Here is a 15,044-nt window from a genome sequence, read left to right on the forward strand (position 1 = left end):
CGGCCGAAAGGGCCGAATTTCAGATATTCAGGGCCTTCCCGTAGGCGTCCAGGACCGATTCGTGCATCATTTCCGAAAGCGTCGGATGCGGGAAAATGGCGTGCATCAGCTCGACTTCCGTCGTCTCCAGCGTCCGGGCGATGCCGAAGCCCTGGATCATCTCGGTCACCTCGGCCCCGATCATGTGGGCGCCCAGCAGCTCGCCGGTCCTGGCGTCGAAGACGGTCTTCACGAACCCCTCCGTCTCGCCCAGCGCGATGGCCTTGCCGTTGCCGACGAAGGGGAACTTGCCGACCTTGACCTCATGGCCCTTGGCCCTGGCCGCCGCCTCGGTCAGCCCGACGCTGGCGATCTGCGGCGAGCAGTAGGTGCAGCCCGGAATGTTGCTGACATCCAGCGGGTGGACATCCTTCACGCCGGCGATCTTCTCGACGCAGATCACGCCTTCATGGCCCGCTTTGTGGGCCAGCCAGGGCGGACCGGTCAGGTCGCCGATGGCATAGACGCCGGGCTCGCCGGTCCGGCTCCACTCGTCGGTCACCACATGGGTCTTCTCGACCTTCACCTTTGTGCCTTCAAGGCCGATATTCTCCACATTGCCGACGATGCCGACGGCGAGGATCACGCGGTCGACCGTGACCTGGCTTTCCTTGCCGGCCTTGTCCTTCAGCGTGGCGGTGACATTGTCCGCCCCCTTCTTCAGGGCCGTCACGGTCGTGCCGACCATGATCTTCATGCCCTGCTTCTCGAAGCTCTTCTTCGCGAAGGCCGAGATTTCCTCGTCTTCCACCGGCAGGATGCGGTCCATCACCTCGACGACCGTCACCTCGACACCCAGCGTGCGGTAGAAGCTGGCAAACTCGATGCCGATGGCGCCCGAGCCGATGACCAGCAGCGACTTCGGCATGGCCGGCGGCACCATGGCTTCCTTGTAGGTCCAGACCAGCTTGCCGTCCGGCTCCAGGCCTGGCAGCGAGCGCGCCCGCGCGCCAGTGGCAAGGATGATGTGTTTCGCCGTCAGGTCGGCGACCGGCTTGCCGTCCTTGGTGACCTTCACCTTGCCGGGTCCGTTCAGCGCGCCATGGCCGTCGAAAACAGGAATCTTGTTCTTTTTCATCAGGTGCTTCACGCCGGCCGAAAGCTGCGCCGCCACCTTGCGCGAGCGCTCGATCACCTTCGCGCTGTTGATCGTCACCTTGCCTTCGATGGTGAAGCCGAAGGATTCGGCATGCCTGATGTTGGAATAGATCTCGGCCGAACGCAGCAGCGCCTTGGTCGGGATGCAGCCCCAGTTCAGGCAGATGCCGCCGAGATGCTCCCGCTCGACGATGGCCGTCTTCATCCCGAGCTGGGATGCGCGGATGGCCGTGGTGTAACCGCCCGGGCCCGAGCCGACGACGATCACATCGAAACTGGTATCGCTCATGATGGCCTCTTTCAGAGAGCGCGGGTGATCCCGCCATCCACCCTCAGATTCTGTCCGGTGATGTAGCTGGCCTGATCGGACAGCAGGAAGGCGACCGTATCGGCGATCTCGCGCACCGTGCCGTATCGCTTCATCGGGATGCGGGCGACGCGCTCTTCCTTCGCCGGCAGGCTGTCGATGAAGCCGGGCAGCACGTTGTTCATGCGGATGCCCTGGGCGGCATACTGGTCGGCATAGACCTTGGCGAAAGCCGCCACGGAGGCGCGCACCGGACCGGACACGGGGAAATCGGCTTCCGGCTCGAAGGTGGCGTAGGTCAGCAGGTTGACGAAGGCGCCGCCGGTCTTCTGCTTCAGCATCACCGGCGTCACCAGCCGCACCATGCGCACCACGGCCAGATGCACCAGTTCGAAGCCGGTGAGCCACGCTTCGTCGCTGATCTCCAGCAGCGCCCCCTTGGGCGGATGGCCGGTATTGTTGACCACGGCGTCGATGCGGCCGTAGCGGTCCAGCGTCGCATCCACCAGCGCCTTGAGATCCTCCGGCTTCGCGTTGGATCCCGTGACGCCTACCCCGCCAAGGGACTCCGCCAGCGTCTTGGCGGCACCGGATGGCGACATGGCCGCCACACGATACCCGTCGGCTGCCAGTTTCTTCAGCACGGCGGCGCCCATGCCCTTGCCGGCGCCGGTGACGATTGCGACTTTCGCTTCAGCCATCGTCACGCTCACAGCAGCATCGTGAGCGGGTCGTCGATGAAGCCCTTGAAGGCCTGCAGGAACTCGGCGCCCACGGCGCCGTCCACGGCGCGATGATCCACCGAAAGGGTGCAGGTCATCACCGTGGCCGGCACGATCTGGCCGTTCTTCACCACCGGGCGCTGCTCGCCCATGCCGATGGCAAGGATGCAGCCCTGCGGCGGATTGATCACCGCCTCGAACTGCCGGATGCCGTACATGCCCAGATTCGAGATCGAGAAGGTGCCCCCCTGGTACTCCTCGGGCTTGAGCTTGCCGTCGCGGGCGCGAGCGGCGAGATCCTTCATCTCACTCGCAATTTGCGTCAAGCCCTTGCTCTCGGCCTGCTTGACGATCGGCGTGATCAGGCCGTTCGGAGTCGCCACCGCCACCGAAATATCGGCATGCTCGTAATACATCATGCCGCTCTCGTCATAGGAGGCGTTGGCCGTCGGCACCTTCTTCAGCGCCAGCGCCACGGCGCGGATGACGAAGTCGTTGACGCTGATCTTCACCTCCGACTTGTCGTTGAGCCGCCTGCGCAGGGACAGCAGCTCGTCGATCTCGGTGTCGATGGTGAGATAGAAATGCGGCACCGTCTGCTTGGACTCGGTCAGGCGGCGCGCGATGGTCCGGCGCATGCCGCTGAGCGGTTCCAGCCGGTACGGCATCTTGAGCAGGTCAGCGAGCTGGCGTGCACCGGGCCCGGATGAAACGGGGCCGGCGGCGACCGGTGCCGCGGCCTTACCCGCCGGAGCAGCCGCGCCTTTCGGTGCCTTCTCGACATCCGCCTTCACGATGCGGCCGCGGGGGCCGCTGCCGGTAATGCTCCTCAGATCGATGCCGGCCTGCTCGGCCATGCGGCGGGCCAGCGGCGAGGCGAAGATCCGCTCGCCGGACGCAGCCGGCGCTGCCGCTGGCTTTGGCGCCTCGGCCGGTTTCGGCTCCGGCTTTTGCTCTTCGGCTCTGGCGGGCTCGGGCGTCTTCCCGTCCGCCTTCTTTTCTTCCGTCTTCTTCCCTCCGGCCTGGGGCTGCGGCTTCGCGGCCGGCGCTTTCAGGTCGGCGGCGCTCTCGCCCTCTTCCAGCAGCAGGGCGATCGGCGTGTTCACGGCCACGCCGTCGGTGCCTTCGGCCACCAGGATCTTGCCCAGCACGCCCTCATCGACGGCTTCGAACTCCATCGTCGCCTTGTCGGTCTCGATCTCGGCGATGATGTCGCCTGCCTTGACCGTGTCGCCTTCCCGCTTGTGCCAGGTGGCAAGCTTTCCCTCGGTCATGGTCGGCGAAAGCGCCGGCATCAGGATTTCAATCGGCATGATCGATCCCCCTCAGCGATAGCAGACGGCTTTGGCGGCCTGCACGATCTCGTCCACCGAGGGCAGTGCCAGTTTTTCCAGGTTCGCCGCGTAGGGCATCGGCACGTCCTTGCCGGTGACGCGGGTGACCGGCGCATCGAGATAGTCGAAGGCCAGTTCCATGATCGAGGCCGAAATCTCGGCGCCGACGCCGGATTGCGGGAAGCCCTCTTCCACCGTGACGAGGCGGTTGGTCTTCTGCACTGATCTGACGATGGCATCCTTGTCCATCGGCCGGATGGTGCGCAGGTCGATCACTTCCGCCTCGATGCCTTCAGCCGCCAGCTTCTCGGCCGCGGCCAGCGCATGGCCCACCGCGATGGAGTAGCCGACCAGCGTGACGTCCCTGCCCTCGCGCGCAATCCGCGCCTTGCCGATCGGTACGATGTAATCGTCCAGCTTCGGCACCTCGAAGCTGCGACCGTAGAGAATCTCGTTCTCGAGGAAGACGACCGGGTTGGGATCGCGGATCGCCGCCTTGATCAGGCCCTTGAAGTCGGCGGCGCTGTAGGGCGCCACCACCTTGAGGCCGGGAATATGCGAATACCAGGCGGCGTAGTCCTGGCTGTGCTGGGCCGCGACGCGCGCCGCCGCCCCATTCGGGCCGCGGAACACGATGGGACAGCCCATCTGGCCACCCGACATGTACAGCGTCTTGGCCGCCGAATTGACGATCTGGTCGATCGCCTGCATGGAGAAGTTGAAGGTCATGAACTCGACGATCGGCTTCAGGCCGTAGAAGGCCGCACCGATGCCGAGACCGGCAAAACCCTGTTCGGTGATCGGCGTGTCGATCACGCGTTCGGGGCCGAACTCGTCCAGCATGCCCTGGCTGACCTTGTAGGCGCCCTGGTACTGCGCGACTTCCTCTCCCATCAGGAACACCCGCTCGTCGCGGCGCATCTCTTCCGACATGCCCTCGCGGATCGCCTCGCGCACCGTCATGGTGACGAATTCGGTGCCCTCGGGGATGTCGGGATCCTTCAGCTCCGGCGCCGGGCTCGGCGCGGCAGCCACGGCGGACTCCTTCGCGCTGGTCTGCTCGGGCGCCTTCTTCTCGCCGCCGGCAGCGACGGTCCTGGCGTCATCCTTCTTCGCCGGCGCCGCGCCAGCCGCCTCGCCCTCGCCGCGCAGGATGGCGATCGGCGTGTTCACCGCGACGCCTTCGGTGCCTTCGGCGACGAGGATCTTCTCGATCACGCCCTCATCGACGGCCTCGAATTCCATCGTGGCCTTGTCGGTCTCGATCTCGGCCATGATGTCGCCGGCCTTGACCGTGTCGCCTTCCTTCACCAGCCATTTCGCCAGCTTGCCCTCGGTCATGGTGGGCGACAGGGCGGGCATCAGAATTTCGGTAGCCATTATTGTTCTCCCCCTGCCCGCTCAGGCTTCGACATACACGTCGGTCCACAATTCCGACGGATCGGGTTCGGGACTGCTCTGCGAGAAATCGGCGGCCTTCTGGACGATGTCCTTGACCTCCTTGTCCATGGCTTTCAGCGCATCCTCGTCGGCCAGCTTGTTGTTCAGCAGCAGCGTGCGCACCTGGTCGATCGGGTCATGCTCGGACCGCATCTTGTTGACCTCTTCCTTGGTGCGGTACTTGGCCGGGTCCGACATGGAATGGCCGCGATAACGATAGGTCATCATCTCGAGGATGATCGGCCCCTTGCCGGCGCGGCACCAGGCAACCGCCTCCTCGCCGGCCTCCTTCACCGCCAGCACGTTCATGCCGTCGACCTGGCGCCCCGGAATCCCGAAGCTCTCGCCGCGCCTGTAGAGCGCCGGCTGGGCCGAGGCGCGGGCCACCGAGGTGCCCATCGCATACTGGTTGTTCTCGATGACGTAGATGACCGGCAGCTTCCAGAGCTCGGCCATGTTGAAGCTCTCGTAGACCTGGCCCTGGTTGGCCGAACCGTCGCCGAAATAGCAGAAGGTCACGTTGTCGGTCTTCTTGTACTTCTGGGCGAAGGCGAGGCCGGTGCCGAGCGGCACCTGGGCGCCGACGATGCCGTGGCCGCCGTAGAAATGCTTCTCGCGGCTGAACATGTGCATCGAGCCGCCCTTGCCCTTGGAATAGCCGCCGATGCGGCCGGTCAGCTCGGCCATGACGCCGTTCGGGTCCATGCCGGTCGCCAGCATGTGGCCGTGGTCGCGGTAGGAGGTAATCACGGCATCGCCCTGTTTGGCGCAGGCCTGCAGGCCGACGACCACCGCTTCCTGGCCGATATAGAGGTGGCAGAAGCCGCCGATCAGGCCCATGCCGTAGAGCTGGCCCGCCTTCTCCTCGAAGCGGCGGATCAGCAGCATGTCGCGGTAGTAGCCGAGCAGTTCCCTGGCCGGCGGCAGGGACGCCGCCTTCTTGCTGCCGGTATCGGCGGATTTGCCCGCTTTCGCCATGTTTTTCCTCCCGACGGCCTGTCGTGATACGCCCAGCACGGGCATTCAAACGTCTTCGGGGAGGAAAAGTGGCGGCTAACTCAGGTTAAAACAAGGGATTTTCGGTAGTTAACCTGATTTCAGTTAATCGGCGCAATTCCATGTCTCGGGAGGCCCGATCAACGTCCGAGAATTACCAATTCCCGGTCTTTCTGCAGACCCAGAACCCGGCGCGACTGTTCCTCCAGCATGTCGGCATCGAGACCATCGCTCCGCAGCAGGGTGACCCGGCGCTCCAGGATCTGGCGCTCGGCCGTAACCTCGCCCAGCGCCGCCTTGGTCTCCTGGATCTGCAGCGCGAGGCGGGTATAGGCGTTGATGCCGTACTTGCCCTCGATCGCGTGGTAGCAGAAATAGGCGATCGCGGCGAAACAGATCACCGGAACGATGGCCGCCATGGAATGGCGGCGGATTTCGTGAAGCGCACTCATCGCCGCGAATCGAATCACATCCGAGTCGCGGGGTCAAACGCTTTCGTTAACGGCTGCGGAATTTTTTATCCGATTCAAGCGATTACCCGGATCGAGCGGGTTCCGCGGGCAGGCATCTTTCCGTTCCCGTCGGAGCAGACTATCTTGTCGCCATGAGCACCCGAATCCGTACCCTGAAGCATCGCCAGCGCAAACCCCGCGCCATCCGTCTTGTCCTGCTCGGCACTGTCGGCCTGATCGGCCTCACCGCCTGCCAGGAGAACGATCCGCTTGCCGGCCATGACGTGCTGCGCAGCCAGGCCGAATGCGCCAGCCAGCCGGACCCGGATGCCTGCCGGATGGCCCTGGCCGATGCCCGCGCGGCCCATGTCCAGTCCGCCCCGCGCTTTGCCAGCCGCCAGGAATGCGAGGACCGCTTCGGCGCCGACAATTGCGGCACGCCGAACCAGATCCTGGCCGGCAACGATGCCTTCTCGGCCGCCCAGCCGGCCGGCGACCCCGCCCAGCCCGCACCGCAGCAGCAGGCCGAGGGCGGCAGCGTCTTCATGCCGCTGCTGATGGGCTACATGATGGGCCGGGCGCTCGGCGGCCCGGGCCTCGGCGCACAGCCGCTCTACCGCGACCCGACCAACACCGCCTATTCCGGCAACCGTCAGCTCGGGCAGCTCAGCACCAACCGCTTCCCCGACGCGCCGAGGGCGACGCCGAACAGCATCGCGCGTGGCGGTTTCGGCCGCACCGGCGGCACCTACTCCGCCGCTTCCTGATCCGGCGTCCGTATGGAACGCCTTGCCGTCGAGCCGCGCCCGGACTGGCGCGAGCGCGCCGAGAAGATCGGCTTTGCCTTTCACACCATCGATGGTGAGCCCTACTGGTGCGAGGACGCCGCCTATTCCTTCACGGCGGCGCAGATCGACGAACTCGACGACGCGGCGCAGCGGCTGGAGGACATGTGCCTCGAGCTGGTGACCGAGATCATCGAGAAGGGTGACTACGCCCCCTTCCGCATTTCCGATCTGGCCTGCCAGCTGATCGAGGATTCCTGGCGGCGCCAGGACAAGAACCTGTACGGCCGCTTCGATCTCGCCTGGAACGGCCAGGGCCATCCCAAGCTGCTCGAATACAACGCCGACACGCCGACGGCGCTGTATGAAGCCAGCGTCGTGCAGTGGGAATGGCTCGACAGCTACTGCGCCCATTGCGACCAGTTCAACGGCATCCATGAAACGCTGATCGAGGCCTGGAAGCATTTCGGCCTCTGGGGCCACCAGCTGCATTTCGCCTGCGTGCGGAACCATGAAGAGGATTTCGGCACGACCGAGTATCTGCGCGACACCGCCGTGCAGGCCGGCATCGACACCGAACGGCTGTTCATCGACGAGATCGGCTGGAACGGCAAACGCTTCGTCGACCTGAAGGCGAAGCCGATCACCGTGCTGTTCAAGCTCTATCCCTGGGAATGGCTGCTGCAGGAGGAATTCGCGGCCCATATCCGCAAGTCCGGCATCCGCATGATCGAGCCGGCCTGGAAGATGCTGCTTTCCACCAAGGCGCTGCTGCCGCTGCTGTGGCAGCGCTGGCCGGAACACGAGAACCTGCTGCCGGCCTCCTTCGACGCCGCCGCGATCCGCGGCCCGAAGATGCGCAAGCCGTTCTGGGGCCGCGAGGGCGCCGGCATCGCGCGGCTGGACGCCGACAATGCCGTGCAGGAACAGCTGCCGATGCAGGGCGATCCCGGCGACGCCGACGCGGTGATCTACCAGCAGGCCATCGAGATGCCGAATTTCGACGGCTTCTACCCCGTGCTCGGCGTCTGGGTCGTTGCCTCGCGCGCCTGCGGGCTGGGCATCCGCGAGGATCGCTCGGCGATCACCCGCAACAGCAGCCGCTTCGTGCCGCACCTCTTCGAATGACGGAATGAATCCGTACACCGCCTGGCTCCGACCGCTGCTCTTCCGGCTGGATGCCGAGCAGGCGCATCGGCTGGCGCTGGAGGCTGCCGCGCGCCTCGGCCGTTTCGCGCCCGCGCGGCAGCTCGCCGACGATCACGACCCTCGGCTGCAGGTGAGAATCGCCGGGCTGCATTTCCCCAATCCCGTCGGCCTCGCCGCCGGCTTCGACAAGAGTGGTACGGCGGCCGAGGCCCTCGCGTCATTGGGCTTCGGCAGCATCGAGATCGGCTCGGCCTCGCTCGATCCCTCCGACGGCAATCCGAAGCCGCGGCTCTGGCGCCTGCCCGACGACCGCGCGATCCTCGTGCATTACGGCCTGCCCAATGACGGTGCCGCCGTCATCACCCGGCGGCTGGCGCAGCTCCGCCTGCCGGTGCCGCTCGGCATCAACATCGTCAAGACCAACCGCGGCCGCCATGCCCCACCCGAGAGCGCTGAGCAGATCATCGCGGAATATGTCCAGGCGGCGCGCGCCTTTGCGCCGCAAGCCGATTACCTGACCTTCAACCTGAGCTGCCCGAATACCGAGGATGGCCGTGACTTCTTCGCCGATCCGGGCCATCTGCGCGACTGGCTCGCCGCCATCGCCAACCTGCGGCCGGACAAGCCGGTTTTCCTGAAGGTCTCGCCGCTCGGCGGCATCGAGGCCATCGAGCGGCTGCTGCAGGCGGTCGAGCCCCATGATTTCGTGTCCGGCTTCATGTTCAATCTCGCCCCGGTGAAACCCGAGGGCCTGCGGACGCCGGAGCGGGTCTGGCGCGACCGGCCGGGCGCCGTCTCCGGACCGCCCGCCTCCGCCCTCATCGATGCCTGCATCACCGAAACCTGGCGCCGGATGGACCGGGGCCGCTTCCGGATCATCGCGGCCGGCGGCATATCCACCGCCGAGGACGCCTATGCAAAAATCCGCCGCGGCGCCTCGGCCGTTCAGCTCCTCACCGCGCTGGTGTATGAGGGGCCCGGCGTGGTACGCCGGATTCTCCGGGAGCTGCCGCGCCTGCTCGAACGCGACGGATTGCGCAACATCAGCGACGCCGTCGGCCTCGACGTGACTTGAACGACCAACTGCAGGAACCCGACATGATCAGCACGACGCGCCCGGATTTCAGCCGCTATCTGGTGACCCTGCCGGATTTCGCGCTCTACTTCATCTGCGCCCTGATCCTGCTCATGCTGTTCCTGGTCGTCTACACCAGGCTGACGCCGCAGCATGAATGGAAGCTGATCAAGGAAGGCAACGCGGCCGCCGCGATTTCCCTGAGCGGTGCGACGATCGGCTTCGCCATCCCGCTCTCCAGCGCCATCATGAACTCGCAGAGCCTGGTGGACGCGCTGGTCTGGGGCATCGTTGCGCTGATCGTGCAGTGGGGCGCCTTTGCCGCCGCCCGCATCCTCGTGCCGCGCCTGCCCGACCGCATCACCCGCGGCGAAACCGCGGCCGGCATCGTGGCGGGCGGCCTCAGCATCGCCATCGGCCTGCTCAATGCTGCCTGCATGACCTACTGAGGAATCCGCCATGACCGTCTATGTTCTGGCCATGCTGAAATTCCGCGACCGCGCGGCGTATGATCGCTACCAGGCACGCTTCTTCGGCGTGTTCAAGCGCTTCAACGGCCGCGTGCTGGCGGCGGATGAGAAGCCGAAACTGCTGGAAGGCAGCTGGGATCGCGAGAAGGTGGTGATCATGAGCTTCCCCGACGAGGCGGAAGCCACGCGCTTCATCAACGATCCGGAATACAACGAGATCTCGAAAGACCGCCACGCCGGTGCGGATACCGTCTCGGTGCTGCTGAAGGGCCTGCCCGGAAGCTGATTACCGGCAGCGGGTCAGCCGGCGGTCGGCCTCGATCGTTTCGTCGAAGGCGACCAGCCGGTTGGGCGTGAAATCGATCACGATCAGCGCCAGTTCGCGGTCGGGCTCGTCCGCATCCAGCAGGATGATGCGGTCGCGGCCGGTCCGGTACTGGCCTTCGCGGGGTTCATCCTCGTCCAGCGTCGACCGGAACGAGCCGTCAGCGGCGAACTCGATCAGTTCGCCGCTCTCGCAGCGTTCGTTGCTGACCGCCCATTTGCCGATGACGTTGAGCGACTGCGCGCCGGCGCCCGCCGAGGCGAGCGCCAGCGCGGCTGCGGCAAGGGCGGCGACGCGCATCAGCGCCGCTTCAGCGCCGCCAGGCCCGGATAGCGGGCCGCGGCGTCGAGCTGCTGTTCGATGCGGATCAGCTGGTTGTATTTCGCCAGCCGGTCCGAGCGGGCCAGCGAGCCGGTCTTGATCTGGCCGCAGTTGGTGGCGACCGCGAGATCGGCGATGGTGCTGTCTTCCGTCTCACCCGAGCGGTGCGACATGACGGCGCGATAGCCGTTCTTGTGCGCCAGCTCGACCGCTTCCAGCGTCTCGCTCAGCGTGCCGATCTGGTTCACCTTGACCAGGATCGCGTTGCCGACGCCCTTCTCGATGCCGTCGGCCAGACGCTTCGGATTGGTGACGAAGAGATCGTCGCCGACCAGCTGGCACCTGCCGCCGATCATGTCGGTGAGCTGCTTCCAGCCCTCCCAGTCATCCTCGGCCATGCCGTCCTCGATCGAGACGATCGGGTAATCGCCGACCAGCTTCTGCCAGTATTTCGCCATGTCGGCCGGCGAGAGCTTCAGGTTCTCGCCATCCAGATGATACTGGCCGTCCTTGAAGAACTCCGTGCTGGCGGCGTCCAGCGCAATCATCACATCCTGGCCGGCCTTGTAGCCCGCCGCCTCGATGGCCTGCATGATGAAGTCCAGCGCGCCGCGGGTGCTCGGCAGGTTCGGCGCGAAACCGCCCTCGTCGCCCACATTGGTGTTGTGGCCGGCATCCTTCAGCTTCTTCTTCAGCGTATGGAAGACTTCCGCGCCCATGCGGATCGCATCGGCGCAGGTCTTGGCCGAAACCGGCATGATCATGAATTCCTGCACGTCGATGGGATTGTCGGCATGCGCGCCGCCATTGACGATGTTCATCATCGGCACCGGCAGGACATGGGCCGCGGCGCCGCCGACATAGCGGTAGAGCGGCAGGTCGGCTTCCTGCGCCGCCGCCTTGGCGACGGCAAGGCTCACGCCGAGGATGGCATTGGCGCCCAGCCGCGACTTGTTCGGCGTGCCGTCCAGTTCGATCATCGTGCGGTCGATGGCGAGCTGCTCGCTGGCCTCGAAGCCGGAGATGGCGTCGAAGATTTCCGTGTTCACCGCCTCGACGGCCTTCTGCACGCCCTTGCCGAGATAGCGGCTCTTGTCGCCGTCGCGCAGTTCCACCGCCTCATGGGCGCCGGTCGAGGCGCCGGAGGGCACGGCGGCGCGGCCGAAGGCGCCGGATTCCAGCACGACATCCACTTCCACGGTCGGGTTGCCGCGGGAATCGAGAATCTCACGCGCCACAATGTCGGTAATGCCGCTCATGCCGAAAAGCCCTCAGATGCTGGGAAAAACCGGGAAAGACCGGCTCGAAGGGATAGCCCGGCAGGCGGCCTGCGGCAAGGGGCCGGATGGTGGCAAGTTGGGGACAACGGGTGGGAAAGCCCATCGTCACGCCGGGCCTGCCCGAACATCCAGGCAGATCAGCCCTCGGCACAAGGCCGAGGGGGTGACGCGCCTTGATGCGGCGCCTAATGCGCCGCCTTGGCCAGGTGGTCGAATTCGAGCAGCTGTTCGAGCACGGCTTCCATCTGGTCGAAGCGGACCATGTTGGGGCCGTCGGAGGGCGCTGAATCCGGGTCCTTGTGGGTTTCCATGAAGACGGCGGCCACACCGATCGCCACCGCGCCGCGCGCCAGCACCGGCACGAAGCGGCGGTCGCCGCCCGAGGCCGTGCCCTTCCCGCCCGGCTGCTGCACCGAATGGGTGGCGTCGAACACCACCGGGCAGCCGGTCTCGGCCATGATCGGCAGCGCGCGCATGTCATTGACCAGCGTGTTGTAGCCGAAGCTCACACCACGTTCGCAGAGCATCACGTTCGGATTGTTACAGTAGTCGAACTTCTCGACGATGTTCTTCATGTCCCAGGGCGCGAGGAACTGGCCCTTCTTGACGTTGACCGGCTTGCCGGTCTGCGCCGCCGCCACCAGCAGATCGGTCTGGCGGCAGAGGAAGGCCGGAATCTGAAGCACGTCGACGCTGTCGGCGACCAGACGGCACTGCTCCTCGGTATGCACGTCGGTGATCACCGGCAGGCCGAGCGTCTCGCGTATCTCGCGGAAGACCGGCAGCGCGTTGTCCAGGCCGAAGCCGCGGTTGCTGCGGATCGAGGTGCGGTTCGCCTTGTCGAAGGAGGACTTGTAGATGAAGTTGATGCCGAGCTTCTCGGTCAGCTCCTTCAGCGAGCCGGCCATGTCCAGCGCATGCTCGCGGCTTTCCATGGCGCAGGGCCCGGCGATCAGGGTCAGCGGCAGGTCGTTGCCGATCCTGAAATCGCCGACCTGGACATGGCGGATGGGGTTGGGCGTGTCGGTCATGGACCAGAACTCCGGAGCGTAATCTCGACTTGTTCCAATATTCTAATCTGTCATGCCCGGGCTTGTCGCGGGCATCCATGCGTGAATCGCACCAAGCCTGACCACGGGGATGGCCGGGTCAAGCCCGGCCATGACAGGGTAAAGAAAAAGTAACCGCCTACACCAGCCGCGACTGGTCCAGGGCCGCCTTGACGAAGCTGGCGAACAGCGGATGCGGCTCGAAGGGCTTGGATTTCAGCTCGGGGTGATACTGCACGCCGATGAACCAGGGATGGTCGGGCAGTTCCACGATCTCGGGCAGCAGGCCGTCGGGCGACATGCCGGAGAAGAGCAGCCCGCAGCTTTCCAGCTTCTCGCGATACTTGGTGTTCACCTCGTAGCGGTGCCGGTGGCGCTCGGAAATCGTCGTGCTGCCGTAGATCTCCGCCACCCGGCTGCCCGGCTTCAGCGTCGCCTCGTAGGCGCCCAGCCGCATCGTGCCGCCGAGATCGCCGGCAGCCGAGCGCTGCTCCAGCTCGTTGCCGCGCATCCACTCGGTCATCATGCCCACCAGCGGCTCGTCGGTCGGGCCGAATTCGGTGCTGCTCGCCTTCGGCAGGCCGGCCTTGCTCCGGGCATATTCGATCACCGCCATCTGCATGCCGAAGCAGATGCCGAAATACGGGATGTTGCGTTCCCGCGCGAAGGTGACCGCGCGGATCTTGCCTTCCGACCCGCGCTCGCCGAAGCCGCCCGGCACCAGGATGGCATGCACGCCGGCCAGCGCATGCAGCGCGGTTTCGTCCTTCTCGAAGATCTCGGCCTCGATCCATTCGAGATTGACGCGCGTGTTGTTGGCGATGCCGCCATGCGCCAGCGCTTCCGCCAGCGACTTGTAGGCGTCCTTCAGCCCCGTGTACTTGCCGACGATGGCGATCTTGACGGTGTTCTCCGGCGCCACCACGCGCTGGACGATGTTCTTCCAGCGGGTCAGGTCGGGCGCGCTGCCCGCATCCAGGCCGAAGGCCTTGAGCACCTGCACGTCCAGCCCGGCCTCGTGATAGGCCAGCGGCGCGGCATAGATCGTCTCGACGTCCAGCGCCGGAATCACGGCTTCTTCGCGCACGTTGCAGAACAGCGCCATCTTCTTGCGGTCGCCCTGCGGGATCTCGCGGTCGGCACGGCAGAGCAGGATGTCGGGCTGGATGCCGATGGAGCGCAGCTCCTTGACCGAATGCTGCGTCGGCTTGGTCTTCAGCTCGCCCGAAGCGGCGATGAACGGCACCAGGGTGACATGGATGTAGATCGCCTGGCCCCTGCCCGCCTCGAGGCCGAACTGGCGGATCGCCTCCAGGAAGGGCAGGCTTTCGATGTCGCCCACCGTGCCGCCGACCTCGACCAGCATGAAATCGACGCCGTCATTGTCGGCGGCGATGAAGTCCTTGATGGCGTCGGTGATGTGCGGGATCACCTGCACCGTGCCGCCGAGATAGTCGCCGCGGCGCTCCTTGGCGATCACCGTCTGGTAGATGCGGCCGGTGGTGATGTTGTCGGTCTTGCGGCTCGGCACGCCGGTGAAGCGCTCGTAATGGCCGAGATCGAGGTCGGTTTCGGCGCCGTCATCGGTGACGAAGACCTCGCCATGCTGATACGGGCTCATCGTGCCCGGATCGACGTTGATGTAGGGGTCGAGCTTGCGCAGGCGGACCGTATGGCCGCGGGCCTGCAGCAGCGCGCCCAGCGCCGCCGATGCCAGTCCTTTTCCGAGGGAGGAAACCACGCCGCCGGTGATGAAGATGTACCGCGTCATGGGAGTCCTGTTTAACCGATCCATACGACACACAAAAGGGCTTGGCGCGCCGCGGCGCGCAATTTCAAAAACTCGGAATCTGCTTTCCGGTTCTGGTGGTTACTGCGACAGCGGAACGCTCGGCTGCGGCGCCTCGGCCGGCGCAGCAGGCTGCGTCAGCGGTGCCGAATCGAGAATCGAGCGCGGCTGATTCGACTTTCCGCCGCCCGCCATCAGGGCGAGCCCGATGCTGGTGATGAAGAACAGCACGGCCAGGATCGCCGTGGTGCGCGTCAGCAGGTTGGCCTGGCCGCGCGCGGTCATGAAACCGCCGCCCCCGCCGATGCCGAGCGCGCCGCCTTCGGAGCGCTGCACCAGGATCACGCCGGTCAGCGCCAGCGCGAGCAGGATATGCACCACGAGAAGCAACGTCATCATCGGTCTGATCTCCG

The 15,044-nt window shown here is 65.6% G+C and carries 16 protein-coding genes; 5 read left to right on the forward strand and 11 right to left on the reverse strand.

The genetic code is table 11. The features are described from left to right. Positions 1-19: 19 nt before the first annotated feature. The 6 genes from lpdA to VKZ87_RS18055 form a co-directional block, all read right to left on the reverse strand. Complete coding sequence (gene lpdA, locus VKZ87_RS18030; RefSeq protein WP_324222660.1) at positions 20-1,426, reverse strand: dihydrolipoyl dehydrogenase; 1,407 nt, start codon at positions 1,424-1,426, stop codon at positions 20-22. 11 nt (positions 1,427-1,437) lie between these two features. Further along, complete coding sequence (locus VKZ87_RS18035; protein ID WP_324222661.1) at positions 1,438-2,145, reverse strand: SDR family oxidoreductase; 708 nt, start codon at positions 2,143-2,145, stop codon at positions 1,438-1,440. Between the two features lie 8 nt (positions 2,146-2,153). Beyond that, positions 2,154-3,479: a pyruvate dehydrogenase complex dihydrolipoamide acetyltransferase gene (locus VKZ87_RS18040; RefSeq protein WP_324222662.1), complete on the reverse strand. Its 1,326-nt coding sequence runs from the start codon at positions 3,477-3,479 to the stop codon at positions 2,154-2,156. A 12-nt stretch (positions 3,480-3,491) separates the two neighbouring features. Next, complete coding sequence (locus tag VKZ87_RS18045; protein WP_324222663.1) at positions 3,492-4,880, reverse strand: pyruvate dehydrogenase complex E1 component subunit beta; 1,389 nt, start codon at positions 4,878-4,880, stop codon at positions 3,492-3,494. Between the two features lie 21 nt (positions 4,881-4,901). Continuing rightward, the gene (gene pdhA / locus VKZ87_RS18050) at positions 4,902-5,918 is read right to left on the reverse strand and encodes a pyruvate dehydrogenase (acetyl-transferring) E1 component subunit alpha (protein WP_324222664.1); all 1,017 of its coding nucleotides are present in this window, start codon (positions 5,916-5,918) and stop codon (positions 4,902-4,904) included. Positions 5,919-6,076: 158 nt separating this feature from the next. Next, positions 6,077-6,388 carry a septum formation initiator family protein gene (locus VKZ87_RS18055; RefSeq protein WP_324222665.1) on the reverse strand — a complete coding sequence of 104 codons (312 nt, stop codon included), beginning with the start codon at positions 6,386-6,388 and terminating at the stop codon, positions 6,077-6,079. A gap of 152 nt (positions 6,389-6,540) precedes the next feature. Here VKZ87_RS18055 and VKZ87_RS18060 point away from each other — a divergent pair, with 152 nt between their 5' ends. From VKZ87_RS18060 to VKZ87_RS18080, 5 genes are read left to right on the forward strand one after another with little or no spacing between them, the layout of a single operon-like run. Next, positions 6,541-7,155 (forward strand): DUF1190 domain-containing protein, encoded by a 615-nt coding sequence (locus VKZ87_RS18060; RefSeq protein ID WP_324222666.1) that lies wholly within the window; start codon positions 6,541-6,543, stop codon positions 7,153-7,155. A gap of 12 nt (positions 7,156-7,167) precedes the next feature. Next, entirely contained in the window at positions 7,168-8,301 is a 1,134-nt protein-coding gene (locus tag VKZ87_RS18065) for a glutathionylspermidine synthase family protein (protein WP_324222667.1), read from the forward strand. Between the two features lie 4 nt (positions 8,302-8,305). After that, positions 8,306-9,397: a quinone-dependent dihydroorotate dehydrogenase gene (locus VKZ87_RS18070; RefSeq protein WP_324222668.1), complete on the forward strand. Its 1,092-nt coding sequence runs from the start codon at positions 8,306-8,308 to the stop codon at positions 9,395-9,397. Positions 9,398-9,420: 23 nt separating this feature from the next. Beyond that, complete coding sequence (locus VKZ87_RS18075) at positions 9,421-9,846, forward strand: DUF350 domain-containing protein (RefSeq protein WP_324222669.1); 426 nt, start codon at positions 9,421-9,423, stop codon at positions 9,844-9,846. A gap of 10 nt (positions 9,847-9,856) precedes the next feature. Further along, a complete protein-coding gene (locus tag VKZ87_RS18080) occupies positions 9,857-10,153 on the forward strand; it encodes a DUF1330 domain-containing protein (RefSeq protein WP_324222670.1) in 297 nt (98 codons plus the stop codon). On the opposite strand, the gene VKZ87_RS18085 is transcribed toward VKZ87_RS18080, so the two are convergent. The 5 genes from VKZ87_RS18085 to secG all read right to left on the reverse strand — a co-directional run. Next, positions 10,154-10,492: a hypothetical protein gene (locus VKZ87_RS18085; protein ID WP_324222671.1), complete on the reverse strand. Its 339-nt coding sequence runs from the start codon at positions 10,490-10,492 to the stop codon at positions 10,154-10,156. Beyond that, entirely contained in the window at positions 10,492-11,772 is a 1,281-nt protein-coding gene (gene eno, locus VKZ87_RS18090; protein WP_324222672.1) for a phosphopyruvate hydratase, read from the reverse strand. The genes VKZ87_RS18085 and eno overlap by 1 nt, the downstream gene beginning before the upstream one ends. A 206-nt stretch (positions 11,773-11,978) precedes the next feature. After that, entirely contained in the window at positions 11,979-12,824 is an 846-nt protein-coding gene (kdsA, locus tag VKZ87_RS18095) for a 3-deoxy-8-phosphooctulonate synthase (RefSeq protein WP_324222673.1), read from the reverse strand. Between the two features lie 157 nt (positions 12,825-12,981). Continuing rightward, positions 12,982-14,613, reverse strand: coding sequence for a CTP synthase (locus tag VKZ87_RS18100; RefSeq protein ID WP_324222674.1), 1,632 nt, complete (start codon positions 14,611-14,613; stop codon positions 12,982-12,984). Between the two features lie 99 nt (positions 14,614-14,712). Beyond that, positions 14,713-15,044 (reverse strand): preprotein translocase subunit SecG (gene secG, locus VKZ87_RS18105; protein ID WP_414655664.1); only part of this gene is annotated, 332 nt, incomplete at its 5' end.

The sequence above is a fragment of the Ferrovibrio sp. genome (assembly GCF_035304305.1).
Lineage (GTDB): Bacteria > Pseudomonadota > Alphaproteobacteria > Ferrovibrionales > Ferrovibrionaceae > Ferrovibrio.